The sequence below is a fragment of the Variovorax sp. 770b2 genome (assembly GCF_900115685.1).
In the GTDB taxonomy this organism is placed as follows: domain Bacteria; phylum Pseudomonadota; class Gammaproteobacteria; order Burkholderiales; family Burkholderiaceae_C; genus Variovorax.
The window spans coordinates 3258449-3277386 of sequence record NZ_FOXJ01000001.1 but is presented as its reverse complement, the minus strand read 5'-3'; the positions used below and the strand labels follow the sequence as shown (position 1 = coordinate 3277386).

At 64.7% G+C, this 18938-nt stretch carries 16 protein-coding genes; 6 read left to right on the top strand and 10 right to left on the bottom strand.

Annotation, left to right across the window (positions count from 1 at the left end; all coding sequences use genetic code 11):
• Positions 1-106: 106 nt before the first annotated feature.
• The 7 genes from gltA to BM133_RS15185 all read right to left on the bottom strand — a co-directional run bounded on the left by gltA (position 107) and on the right by BM133_RS15185 (position 6169).
• Entirely contained in the window at positions 107-1417 is a 1311-nt protein-coding gene (gene gltA, locus BM133_RS15215; RefSeq protein WP_093434816.1) for a citrate synthase, read from the bottom strand.
• A gap of 24 nt (positions 1418-1441) precedes the next feature.
• Positions 1442-1756 (bottom strand): FAD assembly factor SdhE, encoded by a 315-nt coding sequence (locus BM133_RS15210; protein ID WP_013540022.1) that lies wholly within the window; start codon positions 1754-1756, stop codon positions 1442-1444.
• A 20-nt stretch (positions 1757-1776) separates the two neighbouring features.
• On the bottom strand, positions 1777-2478 hold the full coding sequence (locus BM133_RS15205) for a succinate dehydrogenase iron-sulfur subunit (RefSeq protein WP_013540023.1): 702 nt from the start codon (positions 2476-2478) through the stop codon (positions 1777-1779).
• 48 nt (positions 2479-2526) lie between these two features.
• Positions 2527-4335: a succinate dehydrogenase flavoprotein subunit gene (sdhA, locus tag BM133_RS15200; RefSeq protein ID WP_093434815.1), complete on the bottom strand. Its 1809-nt coding sequence runs from the start codon at positions 4333-4335 to the stop codon at positions 2527-2529.
• A 15-nt stretch (positions 4336-4350) separates the two neighbouring features.
• Positions 4351-4716, bottom strand: coding sequence for a succinate dehydrogenase, hydrophobic membrane anchor protein (gene sdhD / locus BM133_RS15195; RefSeq protein WP_093434813.1), 366 nt, complete (start codon positions 4714-4716; stop codon positions 4351-4353).
• A gap of 13 nt (positions 4717-4729) precedes the next feature.
• Positions 4730-5176: a succinate dehydrogenase, cytochrome b556 subunit gene (gene sdhC / locus BM133_RS15190; RefSeq protein ID WP_093434812.1), complete on the bottom strand. Its 447-nt coding sequence runs from the start codon at positions 5174-5176 to the stop codon at positions 4730-4732.
• A gap of 234 nt (positions 5177-5410) precedes the next feature.
• Positions 5411-6169: a GntR family transcriptional regulator gene (locus tag BM133_RS15185; RefSeq protein WP_093434810.1), complete on the bottom strand. Its 759-nt coding sequence runs from the start codon at positions 6167-6169 to the stop codon at positions 5411-5413.
• A 183-nt stretch (positions 6170-6352) separates the two neighbouring features.
• Between BM133_RS15185 and BM133_RS15180 the strand changes: the two genes are divergently transcribed.
• The 5 genes from BM133_RS15180 (at position 6353) to BM133_RS15160 (ending at position 12387) form a co-directional block, all read left to right on the top strand.
• Complete coding sequence (locus BM133_RS15180; protein WP_093434809.1) at positions 6353-7339, top strand: malate dehydrogenase; 987 nt, start codon at positions 6353-6355, stop codon at positions 7337-7339.
• Positions 7340-7355: 16 nt separating this feature from the next.
• Positions 7356-8135 carry a trans-aconitate 2-methyltransferase gene (tam, locus tag BM133_RS15175; protein WP_093434807.1) on the top strand — a complete coding sequence of 260 codons (780 nt, stop codon included), beginning with the start codon at positions 7356-7358 and terminating at the stop codon, positions 8133-8135.
• Entirely contained in the window at positions 8132-9130 is a 999-nt protein-coding gene (locus BM133_RS15170) for an HpcH/HpaI aldolase/citrate lyase family protein (protein WP_093434805.1), read from the top strand. Before tam ends, BM133_RS15170 begins: the two co-directional genes overlap by 4 nt.
• A 38-nt stretch (positions 9131-9168) precedes the next feature.
• The gene (locus tag BM133_RS15165) at positions 9169-9726 is read left to right on the top strand and encodes a hypothetical protein (protein WP_093434804.1); all 558 of its coding nucleotides are present in this window, start codon (positions 9169-9171) and stop codon (positions 9724-9726) included.
• Between the two features lie 78 nt (positions 9727-9804).
• A complete protein-coding gene (locus BM133_RS15160) occupies positions 9805-12387 on the top strand; it encodes a bifunctional aconitate hydratase 2/2-methylisocitrate dehydratase (RefSeq protein WP_093434802.1) in 2583 nt (860 codons plus the stop codon).
• A 79-nt stretch (positions 12388-12466) separates the two neighbouring features.
• Here BM133_RS15160 and BM133_RS15155 read toward each other — a convergent pair whose 3' ends face one another.
• The 3 genes from BM133_RS15155 to BM133_RS15145 are packed head-to-tail and all read right to left on the bottom strand — an operon-like array spanning position 12467 to position 14910.
• Complete coding sequence (locus tag BM133_RS15155; RefSeq protein WP_093434801.1) at positions 12467-13324, bottom strand: hypothetical protein; 858 nt, start codon at positions 13322-13324, stop codon at positions 12467-12469.
• Between the two features lie 12 nt (positions 13325-13336).
• Positions 13337-14473 (bottom strand): DUF2827 domain-containing protein, encoded by a 1137-nt coding sequence (locus tag BM133_RS15150; protein ID WP_093434799.1) that lies wholly within the window; start codon positions 14471-14473, stop codon positions 13337-13339.
• The gene (locus tag BM133_RS15145; protein WP_177224808.1) at positions 14470-14910 is read right to left on the bottom strand and encodes a DUF4019 domain-containing protein; all 441 of its coding nucleotides are present in this window, start codon (positions 14908-14910) and stop codon (positions 14470-14472) included. Before BM133_RS15145 ends, BM133_RS15150 begins: the two co-directional genes overlap by 4 nt.
• Positions 14911-15222: 312 nt before the next feature.
• On the opposite strand from BM133_RS15145, the gene BM133_RS15140 reads away from it, so the two are divergent.
• The coding region (locus BM133_RS15140) for an ESPR-type extended signal peptide-containing protein (RefSeq protein WP_256219220.1) at positions 15223-18938 on the top strand (3716 nt) is incomplete at its 3' end.

Here is an 18938-nt window from a genome sequence, read left to right as displayed (position 1 = left end):
GGTTGGCGTGGCATCCAGCGGGCGCTGGATGAATCGTCATTCTGCGGTCCAAAAAAAAGCTGCCCGAAGGCAGCTTTTTGTTTTCAAACCGGAAGGCGACCGGTGATCAGCGAGCCGAAATCGGCTTCACATCGCGCTTGGGCGAACCTTCGAACAGCTGGCGCGGGCGGCCGATCTTGTACTCGGGGTCGCCGATCATTTCGTTCAGCTGGGCGATCCAGCCGACCGTGCGGGCCAGCGCGAAGATCGCGGTGAACAGCGGCACCGGAATGCCGATGGCGCGCTGCACGATGCCCGAGTAGAAGTCCACGTTCGGGTAGAGCTTGCGCGAGACGAAGTACTCGTCTTCCAGCGCGATCTTTTCCAGCTCCTTGGCGAGCTTGAAGAGCGGGTCCTGTTCCAGGCCCAGCTCGGTCAGCACTTCGTTGCAGGTTTCCTGCATCAGCTTGGCGCGCGGGTCGTAGTTCTTGTACACGCGGTGACCAAAGCCCATGAGCTTGACGTTCGAGTTCTTGTCCTTGACCTTCTTGATGAACTCGCCGATCTTCTCCACGCCGCCTTCCTTCTGGATGTCGTAGAGCATGTTGAGCGCCGCTTCGTTGGCGCCGCCGTGGGCCGGGCCCCAGAGGCAGGCCACGCCGGCCGCGATGGCCGCGAAGGGGTTGGTGCCCGACGAGCCGCACAGGCGCACGGTCGAGGTCGAGGCGTTCTGCTCGTGGTCTGCGTGCAGGATGAAGATGCGGTCGAGTGCGCGCTCGAGCACCGGGTTCACCTTGTACTCCTCGCACGGCGTGGCGAACATCATGTGCAGGAAGTTGCCTGCATAGCTCAGGTCGTTCTTCGGGTACATGTACGGCTGGCCGATCGTGTACTTGTAGGCCATGGCCACGAGCGTGGGCATCTTCGCGATCAGGCGGATCGCTGCGATCTCGCGGTGCTCGGGATTGTTGATATCCGTGCTGTCGTGATAGAAGGCCGACAGGGCGCCCACCAGGCCGGTCATGATGGCCATCGGATGCGCGTCGCGGCGGAAGCCCCGCAGGAAGAACTGCATCTGCTCGTTCACCATCGTGTGGTTCGTCACGAGCTTGGTGAAGTTGGCCTTCTTGGGCGCGTCGGGCAGCTCGCCGTACAGCAGCAGGTGGCAGGTTTCCATGAAGTCGCAGTTGGTCGCGAGCTGCTCGATCGGGTAGCCGCGGTACAGCAGCTCGCCCTTGTCGCCATCGATGTACGTGATGGCCGACTGGCAGGCGGCGGTCGACATGAAGCCCGGGTCATAGGTGAACATGCCGGTCTGTGCGTACAGCTTGCGGATGTCGATCACGTCGGGACCGACGGTGCCCTTGTAGATCGGCAGTTCGACGCTGTCGCCGCCGTTGCTGAACGACAGCGTGGCCTTGGTATCGGATGCTTTCATTTCGGTTTACTTTCAGAGGAGGATTCAGGACGAAGGAGAGATTGCGGGGCGCTGGGCGCCGTCGGTGCGCATCAATTGCAGCAATGCGACCACCTCGGCACCGGCCCATTCGGGCTCGGGCTCCTTCCTGCGCAGCAAAAGGTCGAGGAGATCGTTGTCCGACAGGTCCATCAATGTCTCCATCGCTCCCGCCTGACCGTTGGTCATGTGGGATTCGTGCCGCTCGAAGAAGCGGGCGATGAACAGGTCGTTTTCGAGCAGGCCGCGCCGGCAACGCCATTTCAGCTTGCTCAGCGCACGTTCGCTGAGCGGCTGCTGGAGTTCGTCGGCGGTTTGCATGGTGATTTCTTGAAGAAGGATCAGATGGCGCGACGCACCATCAATTCCTTGATCTTGCCGATGGCCTTGGTGGGGTTCAGGTTCTTCGGGCACACGTCCACGCAATTCATGATCGTGTGGCAGCGGAACAGGCGGTACGGGTCTTCCAGGTTGTCCAGGCGTTCGGCGGTGGCTTCGTCGCGGCTGTCGGCGATGAAGCGGTAGGCCTGCAGGAGGCCGGCCGGGCCGACGAACTTGTCGGGGTTCCACCAGAAGCTCGGGCAGCTCGTGGAGCAGCTCGCGCACAGGATGCACTCGTACAGGCCGTTGAGCTCTTCGCGCTCTTCGGGCGACTGGAGGCGCTCCTTTTCGGGCGGCACGTTGTCGTTCTGCAGGTACGGCTTGATCGAGTTGTACTGCTTGAAGAACTGCGTCATGTCCACGATCAGGTCGCGGATGACGGGCAGGCCCGGCAGCGGCTTCAACACGATCGTGCCCTTGAGCGTGAGCATGTTGGTAAGGCAAGCCAGGCCGTTCTTGCCGTTGATGTTCATCGCGTCCGAGCCGCAGACGCCTTCGCGGCAGGAGCGGCGGAACGACAGCGTCGGGTCTTGCGCCTTGAGCTTCATCAGGGCGTCCAGCAGCATGCGTTCGTGGCCGTCGAGTTCGATCTCGATGGTCTGCATGTAGGGCTTGGCGTCCTTGTCCGGGTCGTAGCGGTAGATCTGGAATGTGCGCTTCATCGTGGTGACCTTGTGAATGCTTTTACTTGGCTGACTGTGAGCCGTGACTTAGAACGTGCGGACCTTCGGCGGAACCGAGGCCACCGTGAGCGGCTGCAGCTTGACCGGCTTGTACGAGAGGCGGTTGTCCTGGCTGTACCAGAGCGTGTGCTTCATCCAGTTGACGTCGTCGCGGCCCAGCGGCGACACCGGATCGTCCGCGGGACGTTCGTAGTCTTCCACCGTGTGGGCGCCGCGGCATTCGCGGCGGGCTGCGGCCGAGACCATCGTGGCCTGCGCCACTTCGATCAGGTTGTCCACTTCCAGCGCTTCGATGCGGGCGGTGTTGAACACCTTGGACTTGTCCTTCAGGCCGATCGCATTGACGCGCTCGCGCACGGCGGCGATCTTGACCACGCCTTCGTCCATCGAGGCTTGCTTTCGGAACACCGCGGCATGCTGCTGCATGACGGCGCGGATCTCGCCGGCCACGTCCTGTGCGTATTCGCCGGTGGTGGTCGATTCCAGGCGGTTCAGGCGCTCCAGCGTGCGGTCGGCCGCATCCTTCGGGAGGTCCTTGTGTTCCTTCAGCTTGTCGTTGAATTCGACGATGTGGTTGCCAGCCGCGCGGCCGAACACCAGCAAGTCGAGCAGCGAGTTGGTGCCCAGGCGGTTCGCGCCGTGCACGCTCACGCAGGAGCATTCGCCCACGGCGTAGAGGCCGTTCACCACGGCGCTGTTTTCTTCACCCTTCTGGATGACGACCTGGCCGTTGATGTTGGTCGGGATGCCGCCCATCTGGTAGTGGATGGTCGGCACGACGGGAATCGGTTCCTTGGTGATGTCGACATTGGCGAAGTTGACGCCGATCTCGTACACCGAAGGCAGGCGCTTGTGGATGGTGTCGGCGCCCAGGTGGTCCAGCTTGAGCAGCACGTAGTCCTTGTTGGGACCGCAGCCTCGGCCTTCCTTGATTTCCTGGTCCATGGAGCGCGAGACGAAGTCGCGCGGTGCCAGGTCCTTCAGCGTGGGCGCATAGCGCTCCATGAAGCGTTCGCCGTTGCTGTTGAGCAGGATGGCGCCTTCGCCGCGGCAGCCTTCGGTGAGCAGCACGCCCGCGCCGGCCACGCCGGTCGGGTGGAACTGCCAGAACTCCATGTCCTGCAGCGGAATGCCCGAGCGCGCCGCCATGCCCAGGCCGTCGCCGGTGTTGATGAAGGCATTGGTCGAGGCCTGGAAGATGCGGCCCGCGCCGCCGGTGGCCAGCAGCACGGTCTTGGCCTGCAGGATGTGCAGGTCGCCGGTTTCCATTTCGAGCGCGGTCACGCCGACCACATCGCCTTCGTCGTCACGGATGAGGTCCAGCGCCATCCATTCGACGAAGAACTGCGTGCGGGCTTCGACGTTCTTCTGATAGAGCGTGTGCAGCATCGCGTGGCCGGTGCGGTCGGCCGCGGCGCAGGCGCGCTGCACGGGCTTCTCGCCGTAGTTGGCCGTGTGGCCGCCGAACGGACGCTGGTAGATGGTGCCGTCGGGGTTGCGGTCGAAAGGCATGCCGAAGTGCTCGAGCTCGTACACGACCTTCGGGGCTTCGCGGCACATGAACTCGATCGCGTCCTGGTCGCCGAGCCAGTCGGAGCCCTTGATCGTGTCGTAGAAGTGGTAATGCCAGTTGTCCTCGCTCATGTTGCCGAGCGATGCGCCCACGCCGCCTTGCGCGGCGACGGTGTGCGAGCGCGTCGGGAACACCTTGGAGAGCACGGCCACGTTGAGGCCGGCGCGCGCCAGTTGCAGCGATGCGCGCATGCCGGACCCGCCGGCGCCGACGATCACGACGTCGAACTTGCGCTTGGTGATTTGTTCTTTTGTGTAGGTCATGGTGGGGATGTCAGGTCAGATCTTCCAAAGCACTTGAATGGCCCAACCCGCACAACCGACAAGCCAGACGATGGTGAAAATTTGCAGCGCGAGACGGATGCCGACGGGCTGGACGTAGTCCATCCACACGTCGCGCATGCCGACCCACACGTGATAGAGCAGGGCGACGATCACCGAGAAGGTCAGCACCTTCATCCACTGCGCGGCGAAGATGCCGGCCCACAGGTCGTAGCCGATGGGGCCGCGCGAGAAGATCAGCTGCGCGAGCAGGATGATCGTGAAGAGCGCCATCAGGCCGCCCGTGATGCGCTGGCTGAGCCAGTCGCGCAAACCGTAATGCGCGCCGACGACGATGCGCTTGGAGCCGTAATTCACAGACATGGGTGGCTCCTTCTCAGTACAGGCCGAACAGCTTGGCGCCGAGCACCACGGTGAGCAGGACGCTCAGTGCCAGCGTGACGACGGCCGAGGTATGACCGAATTCCTTGGTCACGGCCGCATGGCTCACGTCCATCCAGAGGTGGCGCAGGCCCGCGATGAAGTGGTGCAGGTAAGCCCAGATGAGCGCGAGTGCCACCAGCTTGAAAAACCAACCCGGAACGAAACCAAGGCCGCTGTTGAATGCGGCCTTGAATCTGGCGAACGAATAGTCCGATGAGAGCGAGGTGTCGAACATCCAGATGATGAACGGCAGCAGCAGGAACATCAGCACGCCGCTCACGCGGTGCAGGATCGACACGATGCCGGCCGGCGGGAGCCGATAGGTCGTGAGATCGGTGAAGGCATTGATGTTTCGGAATTCGCGACGCGGTGGCCGGGGGGGAGTTGCAAGCTCTGTCATTGAGGGGATGCTTTCGTGGCTTTGTGACTTGTTGGCTTGTTCTGAGAGCGAACGCTTTTGTTTCTTCTGCGGAAATGCAAACAACGCAAAATTCTATTGCAATGCACCATCGCGCATCGGTCGCGTCCGAGTCGGCGCACTGCGGCAGTGGGTTGCTATTGACTTCGGAGCATGTTGCGCGCGGTGTGCGGGCGATGCAAGGCGATTGAATCGATGGTCCATGTCCGGGCGCTGTCAGCCGAGCTGATTGCGATAGTGGTGCGTGTCGGTGCGATAGAGGCCGCGGCGCAGCTCCATCGGCATGTCGTGGTAGGTGTGCGCCACGCGCTCGACGCTCAGGAGCGGCATCTGCGCCGTCACGTCGAGCAGGAGGGCCTGCTCCGCATCGGGCAGCACGGCGCGGATCTTTTCTTCGGCGCGCACCATGCGCACGCCGAACTCGGTTTCGAAGAGCGAGTACATCGGGCCGGGCCATGCGCGCAGCCGCTCGGCCGTGAGTCCCTTGAAGGGCGTGCCGGGCAGCCAGAGGTCTTCCAGGATGGTCGGCACGCCCGCATAGGCGAGCACGCGGCGCACCTGCAGCACGGCGTCGCCGGTGCGAAGGCCGAGCGCGCGCGCCACGTCGGCCGATGCGCGCTGGCGCTTGCAGTCGACGATGGTGCGTTCGGCCGGGCCTTCGGTGTTCGGGTCGCCGGCATCGGGCACCAGCTTGAGGAAGCGGTACTGCACATGCTGCTCGGCATGCGTGGCGACGAAGGTGCCTTTGCCCTGGCGGCGCACCACCAGGTTTTCGGCCGACAGCTCGTCGATGGCCTTGCGCACCGTGCCCTGGCTCACGCGATAGCGCACGGCCAAGTCCATCTCGCTCGGAATGGGTTCGCCCGGCTTCCACTCGCCCGCCTGCAGGCTCTGCAGGATCAAGGTCTTGATCTGCTGGTAGAGCGGACTGAAGGACGGCGTAGGGGGCTCGTCGAGAGGCGTGGGGGTGTTCATGGCAGCGGTGGGGTGCGCCGTGGCGGACCCCCAGAGGATATCTTATATAAGACATAAGACGAGGCTCATTGAATCGGCTTAAAATGCGGGCCGGTCTCGCGCCGCGGGACGCTGTTTCCCCCGTCGGACCTTGGCGCCCCACGAGAGCGCCGACACCGTTTCATCACCTTCTGGAGTCTTCCCATGAGCAAAAAGCCCGTCCGCGTTGCCGTCACCGGTGCCGCCGGTCAAATCGGTTACGCCCTGTTGTTCCGTATCGCATCCGGCGAAATGCTCGGCAAGGACCAGCCGGTCATCCTGCAACTGCTCGAGATCCCCGACGAGAAAGCCCAGAAGGCCCTCAAGGGCGTGATGATGGAGCTGGACGACTGCGCCTTCCCGCTGCTGGCCGGCATGCAAGCCCACGGCGACCCGATGACCGCCTTCAAGGACGCCGACTACGCCCTCCTGGTCGGTTCGCGCCCCCGCGGCCCAGGCATGGAACGTGCCGAACTGCTGGCCGTCAACGGCGCCATCTTCACCGCGCAGGGCAAGGCCCTGAACGCCGTCGCCAGCCGCAACGTCAAGGTGCTGGTGGTCGGCAACCCCGCCAACACCAATGCCTACATCGCCATGAAGAGCGCACCCGACCTGCCGCGCAAGAACTTCACCGCCATGCTGCGCCTGGACCACAACCGCGCTGCCAGCCAGATCGCCGCCAAGACCGGCAAGGCCGTGGCCGACATCGAGAAGCTCACCGTCTGGGGCAACCACTCGCCCACGATGTACGCCGACTACCGCTTTGCCACCGTCAACGGCGAAAGCGTCGCCAAGCTGATCAACGACCAGGAATGGAACGCCAACACGTTCCTTCCGACCGTCGGCAAGCGCGGCGCGGCGATCATCGAGGCCCGCGGCCTGTCGTCGGCCGCCTCGGCTGCCAACGCCGCCATCGACCACATGCGCGACTGGGCCCTGGGCACCAACGGCAAGTGGGTCACGATGGGCATTCCGTCGGACGGCCAGTACGGCATTCCGAAGGACGTGATGTTCGGCTTCCCGGTCACCTGCGAAAACGGTGAGTACAAGCTGGTCGAAGGCCTGGAGATCGACGCATTCAGCCAGGAGCGCATCAACAAGACCCTCGAAGAACTCGAAGGCGAACGCGCCGGCGTGGCCCACCTGCTGTAAGCAAGGCCAGCCCCGCATGCTCGACTGGAACCCCGCGCTCTACCGTCGCTACGAGGACGAGCGCACACGACCCGCACAGGAACTCCTGGCGCGGGTGCCATTGGCCGAAGCCGACCGCGTGGTCGACCTCGGTTGCGGGCCGGGCAACTCCACCGAGCTGCTGGTCAACCGGTTCCCGAAGGCAAAAGCCCTCGGTACCGACAACTCCGAAGCCATGCTGGTCAGCGCGCGCGAGCGCCTGCCCGGTGCGCGCTTCGAGTTGAGCGACATCGCGACCTGGGCGCCGCAAGACCAAGCGCCCGACCTCATCTACGCCAACGCGTCCCTGCAATGGGTGCCGGATCACGAAACGCTGATCCCGCGCCTGTTCGACGCGCTGGCCCCGGGCGGCGTGCTCGCCGTCCAGATGCCCGACAACCGCCAGGAGCCCACGCACCGCCTGATGCGCGCGCTGGCGGCCGAAGCGCCCTGGGCCGAGCCCATCGGCGATGCCGACCGGCTGCGCACCCAGCTGCTGCCGCTCGGCGGCTACTACGACCTCTTGGCGCCGCATGCCGCCAACGTCGATGTCTGGCACACGATCTACCAGCACCGCATGGCCGATGCCGCGTCCATCGTCGAATGGGTGCGCGGCACGGGCCTGAAGCCCTTCGTCGACCGGCTGCCGCCCGACCTGCAGGCGAGCTACCTCGCCGAATACGAGCGCCGCGTGAACGAGGCCTACCCGGCGCGTACCGACGGCAAGCGGCTGCTCGCGTTCCCGCGCATGTTCATCGTGGCGCAGAAAAAAGCATGACCCAGGCCGTCCATCCGGGTGAAGTGCTGCTGGGCGCGCAAGCCGGCGCCGTGACGCTGCCCGTGTGCGACCACTACAGCGGCGTCGAAGCGCGCATGAAGAAGAGCCTCGCGCTGCAGGCCGAGATGGCCGAGGAGTTCGGCGCCTGCGTGTTCGACGTCACCCTCGATTGCGAAGACGGCGCCCCGGTGGGCGGCGAGGCGGAACATGCCGCGCTGGTCACTGAATTGGCGCTCGCCGCCAGGCCCGGCATGCGTGTCGGCGTGCGCGTGCACCCAGTCGATCACCGCGCATTTGCCGGCGACGTGATCACCATCGCCGGACGCGCCGGCCAGCGCCTGAGCCACCTCATGGTGCCCAAGGTCGAATCGGTGGCCGACGTGTGGCAGGCCGTCGCCGCGCTCGAAGCGGCCGATGCCGATGCGCTGCCGCTGCACGTGCTGATCGAATCGCCCCTGGCGGTGCACAACGCCTTCGAGATCGCCGCGCATCCGCGCGTGCAGTCGCTCAGCTTCGGCCTGATGGATTTCGTGTCGGCGCATGCCGGCGCCATTCCCTCCGATGGCATGGGTGCGGCCGGCCAGTTCACCCACCCGCTGGTGGTGCGCGCCAAGCTGGCCATCGCCTCGGCGGCGCATGCCTACGGCAAGGTGCCTTCGCACTGCGTGGTGACCGAATTCAACGACACCGACGCGATGCGCGTCGCGGCCCGCAAGGCGGCGGCCGAATTCGGCTACACGCGGATGTGGAGCATCCACCCGAACCAGATCCGCCCCATCCTGGAGGCGTTTGCGCCCGATGAGGCACAAATCCAGATTGCTACACAAATCATTGCAAAAGCCGCCGCTGCGGATTGGGCGCCGACACAAATTGATGGCACATTGCACGACCGCGCGAGCTACCGCCATTTCTGGCAGGTCCTGACGCGCGCCCACGCAACAGGGCGCGCGTTGCCCCCCGAGGCGAAAGCCTGGTTTGCAGTCGCGGCCTCCTGAAACGAAACCTTCGAACCCAGCCTCAAGGAAACCCACACATGAAGAAAATTGCCCTGATCGCCGCACTGGCCCTGGCTCTGCCGTTCGGTGCCATGGCACAGACTGCGGCGCCCGCCAAGCCGGCCGCCAAGTCCACCGAAGCCAAGAAGGCGCCGCCCAAGCGCCAGGTCACCCGCAAGGCGGCCAAGGCTGTCGAGGAAGTCACGCCGATCGCCGACGAAACCAACGTCGTCCTCACCGACGCCGACCTGGCAGTCGCCAAGCGCGTGTCCACCGGCAAGGCCCAGTGCGAACTCGGCGCCGACGTGACCGTGACAGAAGACGAAAAGAAGCCCGGCTTCTTCAACGTGACCACCAAGGGCCTGAAGTACCGCATGCACCCGGTCGAAAGCCGCACCGGCGCCATCCGCCTGGAAGACCCGCGTGCCGGCGCCATGTGGCTCCAGCTGGGCAACAAGTCCATGCTGATGAACCAGAAGGCGGGCCTGCGCATCGCCGACGAATGCCAGACGGCCGCCCAGGTCGCCTTTGCCGAAGAAATGAAGAAGAACCCGCCGAAGAGCCTTTTCGAAGGCGCCGATCCGGCCAAGAAGTAAGAGCCCCCACCAGGGATGCGGCGCGGCTCTTGCTTGCCGCGCTGCATGCCCGCCAGCCCAGTTTCCGGAGAAAAGAAGATGTTGCAAGCCTACGTTGACCATGTTGCCGAACGCGCCGCGCTCGGTATCCCGCCGCTGCCCCTGAGCGCCAAGCAAACCTCTGAAGCGATCGAGCTCTTGAAGAGCGCGAACGAAAAGGACGGCGCCTTCCTGCTCGAGCTGCTCACCTATCGCGTGCCCGCCGGCGTGGACGACGCGGCCAAGGTCAAGGCAAGCTACCTCGCAGCCGTGGCGCATGGCACCGAGAAGAGCGCATTCCTCTCGCGCGCCCGCGCCACCGAACTGCTCGGCACCATGCTCGGCGGCTACAACATCAGCCCGATGATCGATCTGCTGGACGACGCCGAAGTCGGTGCCGTGGCGGCCGAGGGCCTGAAGAAGACCCTGTTGATGTTCGACCAGTTCCACGACGTCAAGGAAAAGGCCGACAAGGGCAACGTCCACGCCAAGGGCGTGCTGCAAAGCTGGGCCGATGCCGAGTGGTTCACCAGCCGCCCCGAAGTGCCCGAGAGCATCACCGTCAGCATCTTCAAGGTGGCTGGCGAAATCAACACCGACGACCTGTCGCCCGCACCCGATGCGACGACGCGTCCCGACATTCCGATGCACGCCCTGGCGATGCACAAGAACGCACGCCCCGGCATCGTCCCTGAAGAAGACGGCAAGCGCGGCCCGGTGAAGTTCATCGAAGACCTGCGCGCGCGCGGCCACCTCGTGGCCTACGCCGGCGACGTGGTCGGCACGGGTTCGTCGCGCAAGAGCGCCACCAACTCGGTGCTGTGGTTCACCGGCGAAGACATTCCGTTCGTGCCGAACAAGCGTTTCGGCGGCGTCTGCCTCGGCGGCAAGATCGCGCCGATCTTCTACAACACCATGGAAGACTCGGGCGCGCTCCCGATCGAGCTCGACGTGGCGCAGATGAACATGGGCGACGTGGTCGAGCTGCGTCCCTATGAAGGCAAGGCGCTGAAGGACGGCAAGGTCATCGCCGAATTCACCGTCAAGAGCGACGTGCTGTTCGACGAAGTGCGCGCCGGCGGCCGCATTCCGCTGATCATCGGCCGCGGCCTCACGACCAAGGCGCGCGAGGCGCTGGGCTTGCCGGTCTCCACGCTGTTTCGCCTGCCGCAAAGCCCGGTGGACACCAAGAAGGGCTTCTCGCTCGCACAGAAGATGGTCGGCCGCGCCTGCGGCCTGCCCGAAGGCCAGGGCGTTCGCCCGGGCACGTATTGCGAACCCAAGATGACTTCGGTCGGCTCGCAGGACACCACCGGCCCGATGACGCGCGACGAGCTGAAAGACCTGGCCTGCCTGGGCTTCTCGGCCGACCTCGTGATGCAGTCGTTCTGCCACACGGCGGCGTACCCGAAGAAGGTCGACGTCAAGATGCACCACGAACTGCCCGAGTTCATGGCCAACCGCGGCGGCGTCTCGCTGCGCCCGGGCGACGGCGTGATCCATTCGTGGCTCAACCGCCTGCTGACGCCCGACACCGTGGGCACCGGCGGCGACAGCCACACCCGTTTCCCCATCGGCATCAGCTTCCCCGCGGGCTCAGGCCTGGTGGCCTTCGCGGCCGCCACCGGCGTGATGCCGCTGGACATGCCCGAATCGGTGCTCGTGCGCTTCAAGGGCAAGATGCAGCCCGGCGTCACGCTGCGTGACCTGGTCAACGCGATTCCGCTGTACGCCATCAAGGCGGGCCTGCTGACGGTGGCCAAGCAAGGCAAGAAGAACATCTTCTCGGGCCGCATCCTGGAAATCGAAGGCCTGCCCGACCTGAAGGTCGAACAAGCCTTCGAGCTGAGCGACGCCTCGGCCGAGCGCTCGGCCGCCGGCTGCACGGTGCACCTGAACAAGGAACCGATCGCCGAATACATCAACAGCAACATCACGCTGATGAAGTGGATGATTGCCGAAGGCTACGCCGACGCCCGCACGCTGGCGCGCCGCATCGCCGCGCAGGAAGCCTGGCTGGCCGACCAGCAACTGCTCAAGGGCGATGCCGACGCCGACTACGCGGCCGTCATCGAGATCGACCTGGCCGAGATCCACGAACCCATCGTGGCCTGCCCGAACGACCCGGACGACGTGAAGACGCTCAGCGATGTGGCCGGTGCCGTGATCGACGAGGTGTTCATCGGTTCGTGCATGACCAACATCGGCCACTTCCGTGCGGCCTCCAAGCTGCTCGAAGGCAAGCGCGACATCCCGGTCAAGCTGTGGATCGCACCGCCGACCAAGATGGACGCGCAGCAGCTCACCGAGGAAGGCCACTACGGCGTGTTCGGCAATGCCGGCGCGCGCACCGAAATGCCGGGCTGCTCGCTGTGCATGGGCAACCAGGCGCAGGTGCGCGAAGGTGCGACGGTGATGTCCACCAGCACCCGCAACTTCCCCAACCGCCTGGGCAAGAACACCAACGTGTACCTCGGCTCGGCCGAACTGGCCGCGATCTGCTCGCGCCTGGGCCGCATCCCGACGCGCGAGGAATACATGGCCGCGACGGGCGTGCTCGATGCGTCGAGCAGCCAGATCTACCAATACCTGAACTTCGACAAGATCGACGACTACAAGGTGGCCGAGACGGCTGCGGCCTGATCGTCTTCAGGTCTGCGCATTGAAAAAGCCCCGCTTCGGCGGGGCTTTTTCGTGGGCGCTGCGTTTGCTCGTGCCTTGTTTATCCCGGCACGTTCGGCTTGAGGTGTTCCTCGCCCCTGAGCACCATCGCCGCGCCGGCAGGGCCGCCCACGGCGTGGGGCAGCGAGGTCAGCAGCGAGTTGGCGAAATCGCCGCGGTACATCTTGGCGCCCTGGTGGCTCAGGTTGGAGTTCGCGTCGATGTAGATCGACTCGCCCAGCCCCGACCACAGGCGGCAGAAGCCGTAGTCTTCCGACAGGTAGCGGCGCGTTTCCGGGTCGACCATCACATCGAAGAACCGGTAGTGCAGGCCGCGGTCGGCCTCGCCGATGCTGTCGGGCACGTAGTTCAGGTCGGGGTAGCTGGCCACGAGGCGCTCGAACACAGCGCGCTTGATCACCATGAAGCCGGTCGGCGCCTCGGTCATCTTCATGAAGCCGTCGGGCTGCACTTCGAGCTCGACCTTGGAGGTGACTTCGGACGCCTTCGCGTTGACCGTGTAGCGGGTGAAGGTGGCTTCGAACTGTTGCTGCGTCGTGCCTGCGGGTACGCCTTCGGCGGGCCAGTTCTCGCGCTTGAGCGGATAGACGCCGGCGGCGATGTCGTAGCCCGACAGCAGCAGCCGGAAGGCCGCCTGTGCCGAGAAGCCGACGTCGGCGTCGATCCAGAACAGGTGCGTCCAGTGCGGGTTGGCCAGGAACTGGGCCACGCAGTTGTTCCGCGCGCGCGTCACCAGGCTCTCGCCCTGGTGGAACAGCACCTGCATGCGCATGCCGGCGCGCTCGGCTTCGATGGCGAAGTTCAGCAGCGACGTCACGTAGTTCTGGAAGAACTTGCCGTCGTGGCTGGGCGAGACGACCACCGGGAAAAACTGCCGGAGTTCGGAGGGTTCAAGCATGGCGGGTTCCGTTCATCGGGCAGGGCGCTGCATCAGGCCGAGCAGCAGGTCGTTGTAGACCTCGGTGGCTGCCGCGTTGCCGGGGAGGTAGCGATCGATCAGGCGGCGCTGGCGCTCGCGGTACGCGGGGGCCTGTGCATCGTGGGTGTCGATGGCTTCGAGCACGCGGGCGCTGCCCGCGGCCACGTCGTTGCCCTGGTAGTAGTAGCCCAGGTCCGCGCACAGGTGCGCGTTGTGCACCAGCGGGTAGCCCTGCCAGCAGGTCTCCAGGTAAAAGTAGTTGAGCGGGTTCTCCCACTGGTGGGAAACCACGATGTCGGTGCTCTCGGCGAGGAACACGGGCGTTTCGTGCCGGCCGAGGAACACGGCCTTGTGTTCGCGGACCAGGTCGAGCTGGTTCATCAGCATGATGAACTCCATGTTCTCCTTGGCCATCCGCTCGGCGTTGGTGACCTGAAGGAGGGCGATGGCGTCGGGCCGCGCGCGGTAGGACAGTTCGGCAACCAGGATCGGATAAAGACAGAACTTCACGACGTTGATGTTCGGCTCCATCACGCTGAGCCGGCGCGGCCCGCTGCGGGGCTGGTACACGCCGGCGTCGGGCAGGGCGCGCGTGCGCTCGTCCAGAAACACCGGGCTCCAGACGAAAGGCACCGCGCGCGCCTCGGTGCGGCGCAGCACCTCGAAGTACGGCTGGCTGATGTTGGCGACCTGCGGAACCATCCAGATGTCGTCGTAGCGCTGGTTGACATACAGGTTCTGGCCCCAGAGGGGCTTGTTGAACAGCATCGACTCCATGGCATGGACGTACTCGAAGCCGCAGCAGTACGACACCAGCCGTGCACCGCGCTGCTTCAGGTAGTCGGTCTGCGTGCCGTCGATCTGCCCGCCGAGCTCGATCAGCACGTCGACGGTGTCCTTGGCCGCTTCGAAGGTCACGGTGGGCCAGCGGGCCTGGTCCCAGGGCAGGGCGGGGGTGATGGAGATGGCGGTGGTGTTGACCAGGACGACCGAGGCGACGTTGGGGCAGTGCTTGAGGGCTTCGGCCAGGAATACGGCGTTTTGCTTGATGCCGTTGTTCCAGAGGGTCTCGGCCTCGTGGTGGAGGCCGATGGTGATGCCGATGCGCAGGCCGGTGCCGGGGGTCATTGCGTTTCGCGGGGGACGTAGCCGGTCAGTTTCCAGCCGCCGGGCTCCAGGCGGAAGCTGACCTTTTCGAAGACGGTCTTGTCGTTGTTGAGATGCGTGGCGAAGTCGACGTTGGCGTACTGGCCGGCTGGCACGCCACTGCTGTCATCCAGATAGCGAATGCGCACCACGCTGGCCCAGTCGCGGCGGACCACGGTGCCGACCGTCTGGCGGGTGCGTTGCATGTTGCTCACGAATTCCGCCTTCGGAAGCCTCGTTTTCACGAAGGCGGAGGTGGCATCCCACAGCTCTGCGGAACGGTTCTCATCGATCTGGCGCAAGCCGGTTAGAGCCGCCTGGACCAGTTCGTCTGCCGAGGTGCCTTCTTGGGCCAAGGCACACGAAGCGCTCGCGGTAAATGCAAATACGGCAAAGAGGCGGAGAAAAAGCTGCTTCATCGGGGCGTCCTTGAATGGCGAAGCCAGGGTCTGGCAGGGCGCTCGCAATTCTAGGTGGCGCCCCGCGGCCCCGTCGTCTGGCCGCAACAGCCGTTCACGCATTGCCCGGTGAACCACGAGATTTTGTGAACTAAATCCTCAATTTTCGGTTTTCATTGCTGCAGTGCATCAAGAATGTAAACGGATGCGTACATTCCAGCATTCCTGTAAGCACACGCGCGTCTTTGCGCCTGATGTCCAGCGACCAGCCGTGGCAGCTGTCGTTTGGATGCCGACCTGTGTCAGTCCCTCTGTGAACCGAGCTCGAATCTAATGAACAAGTCATACCGTAGTATTTGGAATGAAGCGCTCGGCGCGTGGGTGGCGGCTTCCGAACTCACCTCGGCTCGGGGCAAGCGCAGCAGCAAGTCGACTGTGGCTGTTGCGGTCGCTCTCGTGGTTGCGGCCACGGGCTTTGCGCCAGGCGCGCGAGCCTCATATATAGGCACCAGCGCGACGGTCGGTGCGGCGTCGGCCACTGGCGTTGCCATCGGATCGGGCAACACGGCGACCACAAGGGCGAACGCAGCTGGCGCGAATGCTGTGGCTATCGGCTCTTTGGCAAGCGCTGGCGGCACTGGCGCGACGGCCGTTGGTTTCAGTGCCGTCGCGTCCAACACGGCCGACGTCGCCTTGGGCAACGGCGCCACGACCAACGGCGGCGGCGGCTATAACATCGCCATCGGCAACAACGCGAGCGCCACCGCCGTTGGCGGTAGCGCAACCGCCATTGGTTCCGGGGCGAAGGCTAACGGCAATGCCGGCGCATTCGCGCTCGGCAACGATGCCAACGCCAGTGGGACGTCTTCGGTTGCCATCGGTGGAGGCAACGGCACGGGCAAAGGCGGGTCCGTGGCTTCGGGCGAGCAGGCCATCGCCATCGGCCGCAGCAGCAACGCGGCGGGCTTGAACAGCGTCGCCATCGGCGGCGCTCTGACCGAGGACACCGGAGCCAAGGCTCTGGGGGCCAACGCGGTGGCGGTTGGTGTGCTGGCGGTTGCAAACGGCGGTGCATCCGTCGCGATCGGCGAAAACGCCAACACCACCTCGACCAATGCCGTTGCTCTGGGCGCCAACACAGTAGCGGGCACAAAGGCCGTCGCCTTGGGCAACTCGGCCAAGGCCAGCAGCGCGTCCGGCGTTGCGATCGGTGATAGCGCGACTTCATCGGCCACCGGGGCCGTTGCCCTTGGCGGGAATGCGGTGGCTGGCGCAAATGCCGCCGCAACCGACGCCATCGCCATTGGCGGCGAATCGTCGGTCGTGGCTGCGGCTACGTCGGGCATTGCCATCGGTCGCGGTGCGGTTTCGAACAATGCACGCAGCGTAGCGTTGGGTGACGGCGCTTCGACGGCCGCAGCAAACGGCGTTGCCAGCGCAACAGTCGGCGGGGTGACATACGGCGGGTTCGCCGGATCTGCGCCAGTTGGCGTGGTCAGTGTCGGTTCGGCGGGTAACGAGCGCCAAGTCACCAATGTGGCAGCAGGTCGTGTCACATCCACATCCACGGACGCGATCAACGGAAGCCAACTGTTTTCCGGATTGAGCACGACTGGCAGCAGCATCAGCAGTCTGTCGACATCGACTTCGTCCGGGCTGAGCACCGCCACGAGCGGCATCGCGAGCCTGTCGACGGGTTTGAGCTCCACGAACAGCAGCGTGAGCAGCCTGTCGACTTCGACGTCGAGCGGCCTGAGCACGGCGACCAGTCGCATCAGCAGCTTGTCGACCTCGACCTCTTCGGGTCTGAGTACGGCAACCAGCGGTATTTCGAGCCTGTCTACTGGTTTGAGCTCCACGAACAGCAGCGTGAGCAGCCTGTCGACTTCGACTTCTTCGGGTCTCAGCACTGCAACCAGCGGCATTTCGAGCCTTTCGACTGGTCTTAGCTCGACCAACAGCGGCGTGAGCAGCCTGTCGACCTCGACCTCGTCCGGCCTGAGCACGGCGACCAGCAGTATCAGCAGCTTGTCGACCTCCACTTCGTCTGGCCTGAGCACCGCCACCAGCGGCATTTCCAGCCTGTCCACAGGCTTGAGCTCGACCAACAGCAGCGTCAGCAGCCTCTCGACGGGCTTGAGCAGCAGCGCCAGCGGCGTTTCGAGTCTGTCCACAGGGCTGAGTTCGACGAACAGCGCCGTAAGCAGCTTGTCGACCTCCACGTCGTCCGGCCTCAGCACCGCCACCAGCGGCATCTCCAGTCTGTCAACGGGCCTGAGTTCCACGAACAGCGGCTTAAGCAGCTTGTCCACGTCGACGTCGAGCGGGCTGAGTACGGCGACCAGCAGCATCAGCAGCTTGTCGACATCGACCTCTTCTGGCCTGAGTACGGCGACCAGTGGTATCTCCAGCCTGTCGACCGGTCTGAGCTCGGCCAACAGCAGCGTCAGCAGTCTGTCGTCCTCGACGTCGTCGGGTTTGAGCACAGCGACCAGCGGCGTCTCCAGCTTGTCCACCGGCCTGAGCTCGACCAACAGCGCCGTGAGCAGCCTCTCGGCTTCCACGTCGACCGGCTTGAGCACGGCCACGAGTGGCATCGGCAGCCTGTCCACCGGCCTGAGTTCCACGAACAGCAGCGTGAACAGCTTGTCCGCCTCGACGTCGAGCGGGTTGAGCACGGCGACCAGTGGCATCAGCAGCTTGTCGACTTCGACCTCGTCCGGGCTGAGCACGGTGACCAGCGGCGTCTCCAGCCTGTCCACCGGCCTGAGTTCGACGAACAGCAGCGTGAGCAGCCTGTCGACTTCTACTTCGAGCGGCCTGAGCACCGCGACGAGCCGTATCAGCAGCCTGTCGACCTCGACGTCGTCCGGCCTCAGCACGGCGACCAGCGGTATCTCGAGCCTGTCTACCGGTCTGAGCACCACGAACAGCAGCGCCAGCAGCCTGTCGACTTCGACGTCGTCGGGTCTGAGCACGGCCACCAGCGGCATATCGAGCCTGTCGACCGGACTGAACTCCGCGACCAGCGGCATCTCCAGCCTGTCCAGCGGCCTGAGCACGGCCACGAGCGGTATCGGCAGCCTGTCGACCGGCCTGGCCAACTCGGTTCAGTACGACGACGCGAGCCACACCAAGATCACCCTGGGCGGTGTGGGCGCCGCGGCGCCGGTGGTCCTCACCAACGTCGCAGCGGGTGCGAACCCCACCGATGCAGTGAACTTTGGCCAGTTGACGTCGCTGTCGACTTCCGTCTCCAGCGGCATTTCGAGCCTGTCCACGGGACTGAGCACAACCAACAGCGGCGTGAGCAGCCTGTCGTCCTCGACATCGTCGGGCCTGAGCACCGCGGCCAGCAGCGTCTCGAGCCTGTCTACCGGTCTGAGCACCACGAACAGCAGCGTGAGCAGCCTGTCGTCTTCGACGTCGTCGGGCCTGAGCACGGCGACCAGCGGTATATCGAGCCTTTCGACTGGTCTGAGCTCGACCAACAGCAGCGTCGGCAGCCTGTCGACGTCCACGTCGTCGGGTTTGAGCACGGCGACCAGCGGTATATCGAGTCTTTCGACTGGCCTGAGCACCACGAATAGCAGCGTGAGCAGCTTGTCGACATCGACGTCGTCCGGCCTGAGCACGGCAACCAGCGGCATCTCCAGCCTGTCTACCGGCCTGAGCTCGACGAATAGCCGTGTGAGCAGCCTGTCGACATCGACGTCGTCCGGACTGAGCACTGCCACCAGTGGCATCTCTAGCCTTTCCACCGGCTTGAGCTCGACCAACAGCAGTGTCACTAGCCTCTCGACCTCCACGTCGTCGGGCCTGAGCACCGCGACCAGCAGCATCTCAAGCCTCTCGACTTCGACCTCTTCGGGCTTGAGCACGGCGACCAGCGGGATATCCAGCCTCTCCACTGGCTTGAGCTCCACCAATAGCAGTGTCAGCAGCTTGTCGACCTCCACTTCGTCCGGCCTGAGCACTGCAACCAGCGGCATCTCAAGCCTGTCGACTGGCTTGAGCTCGACCAACAGCAGCGTGAGCAGCTTGTCGAC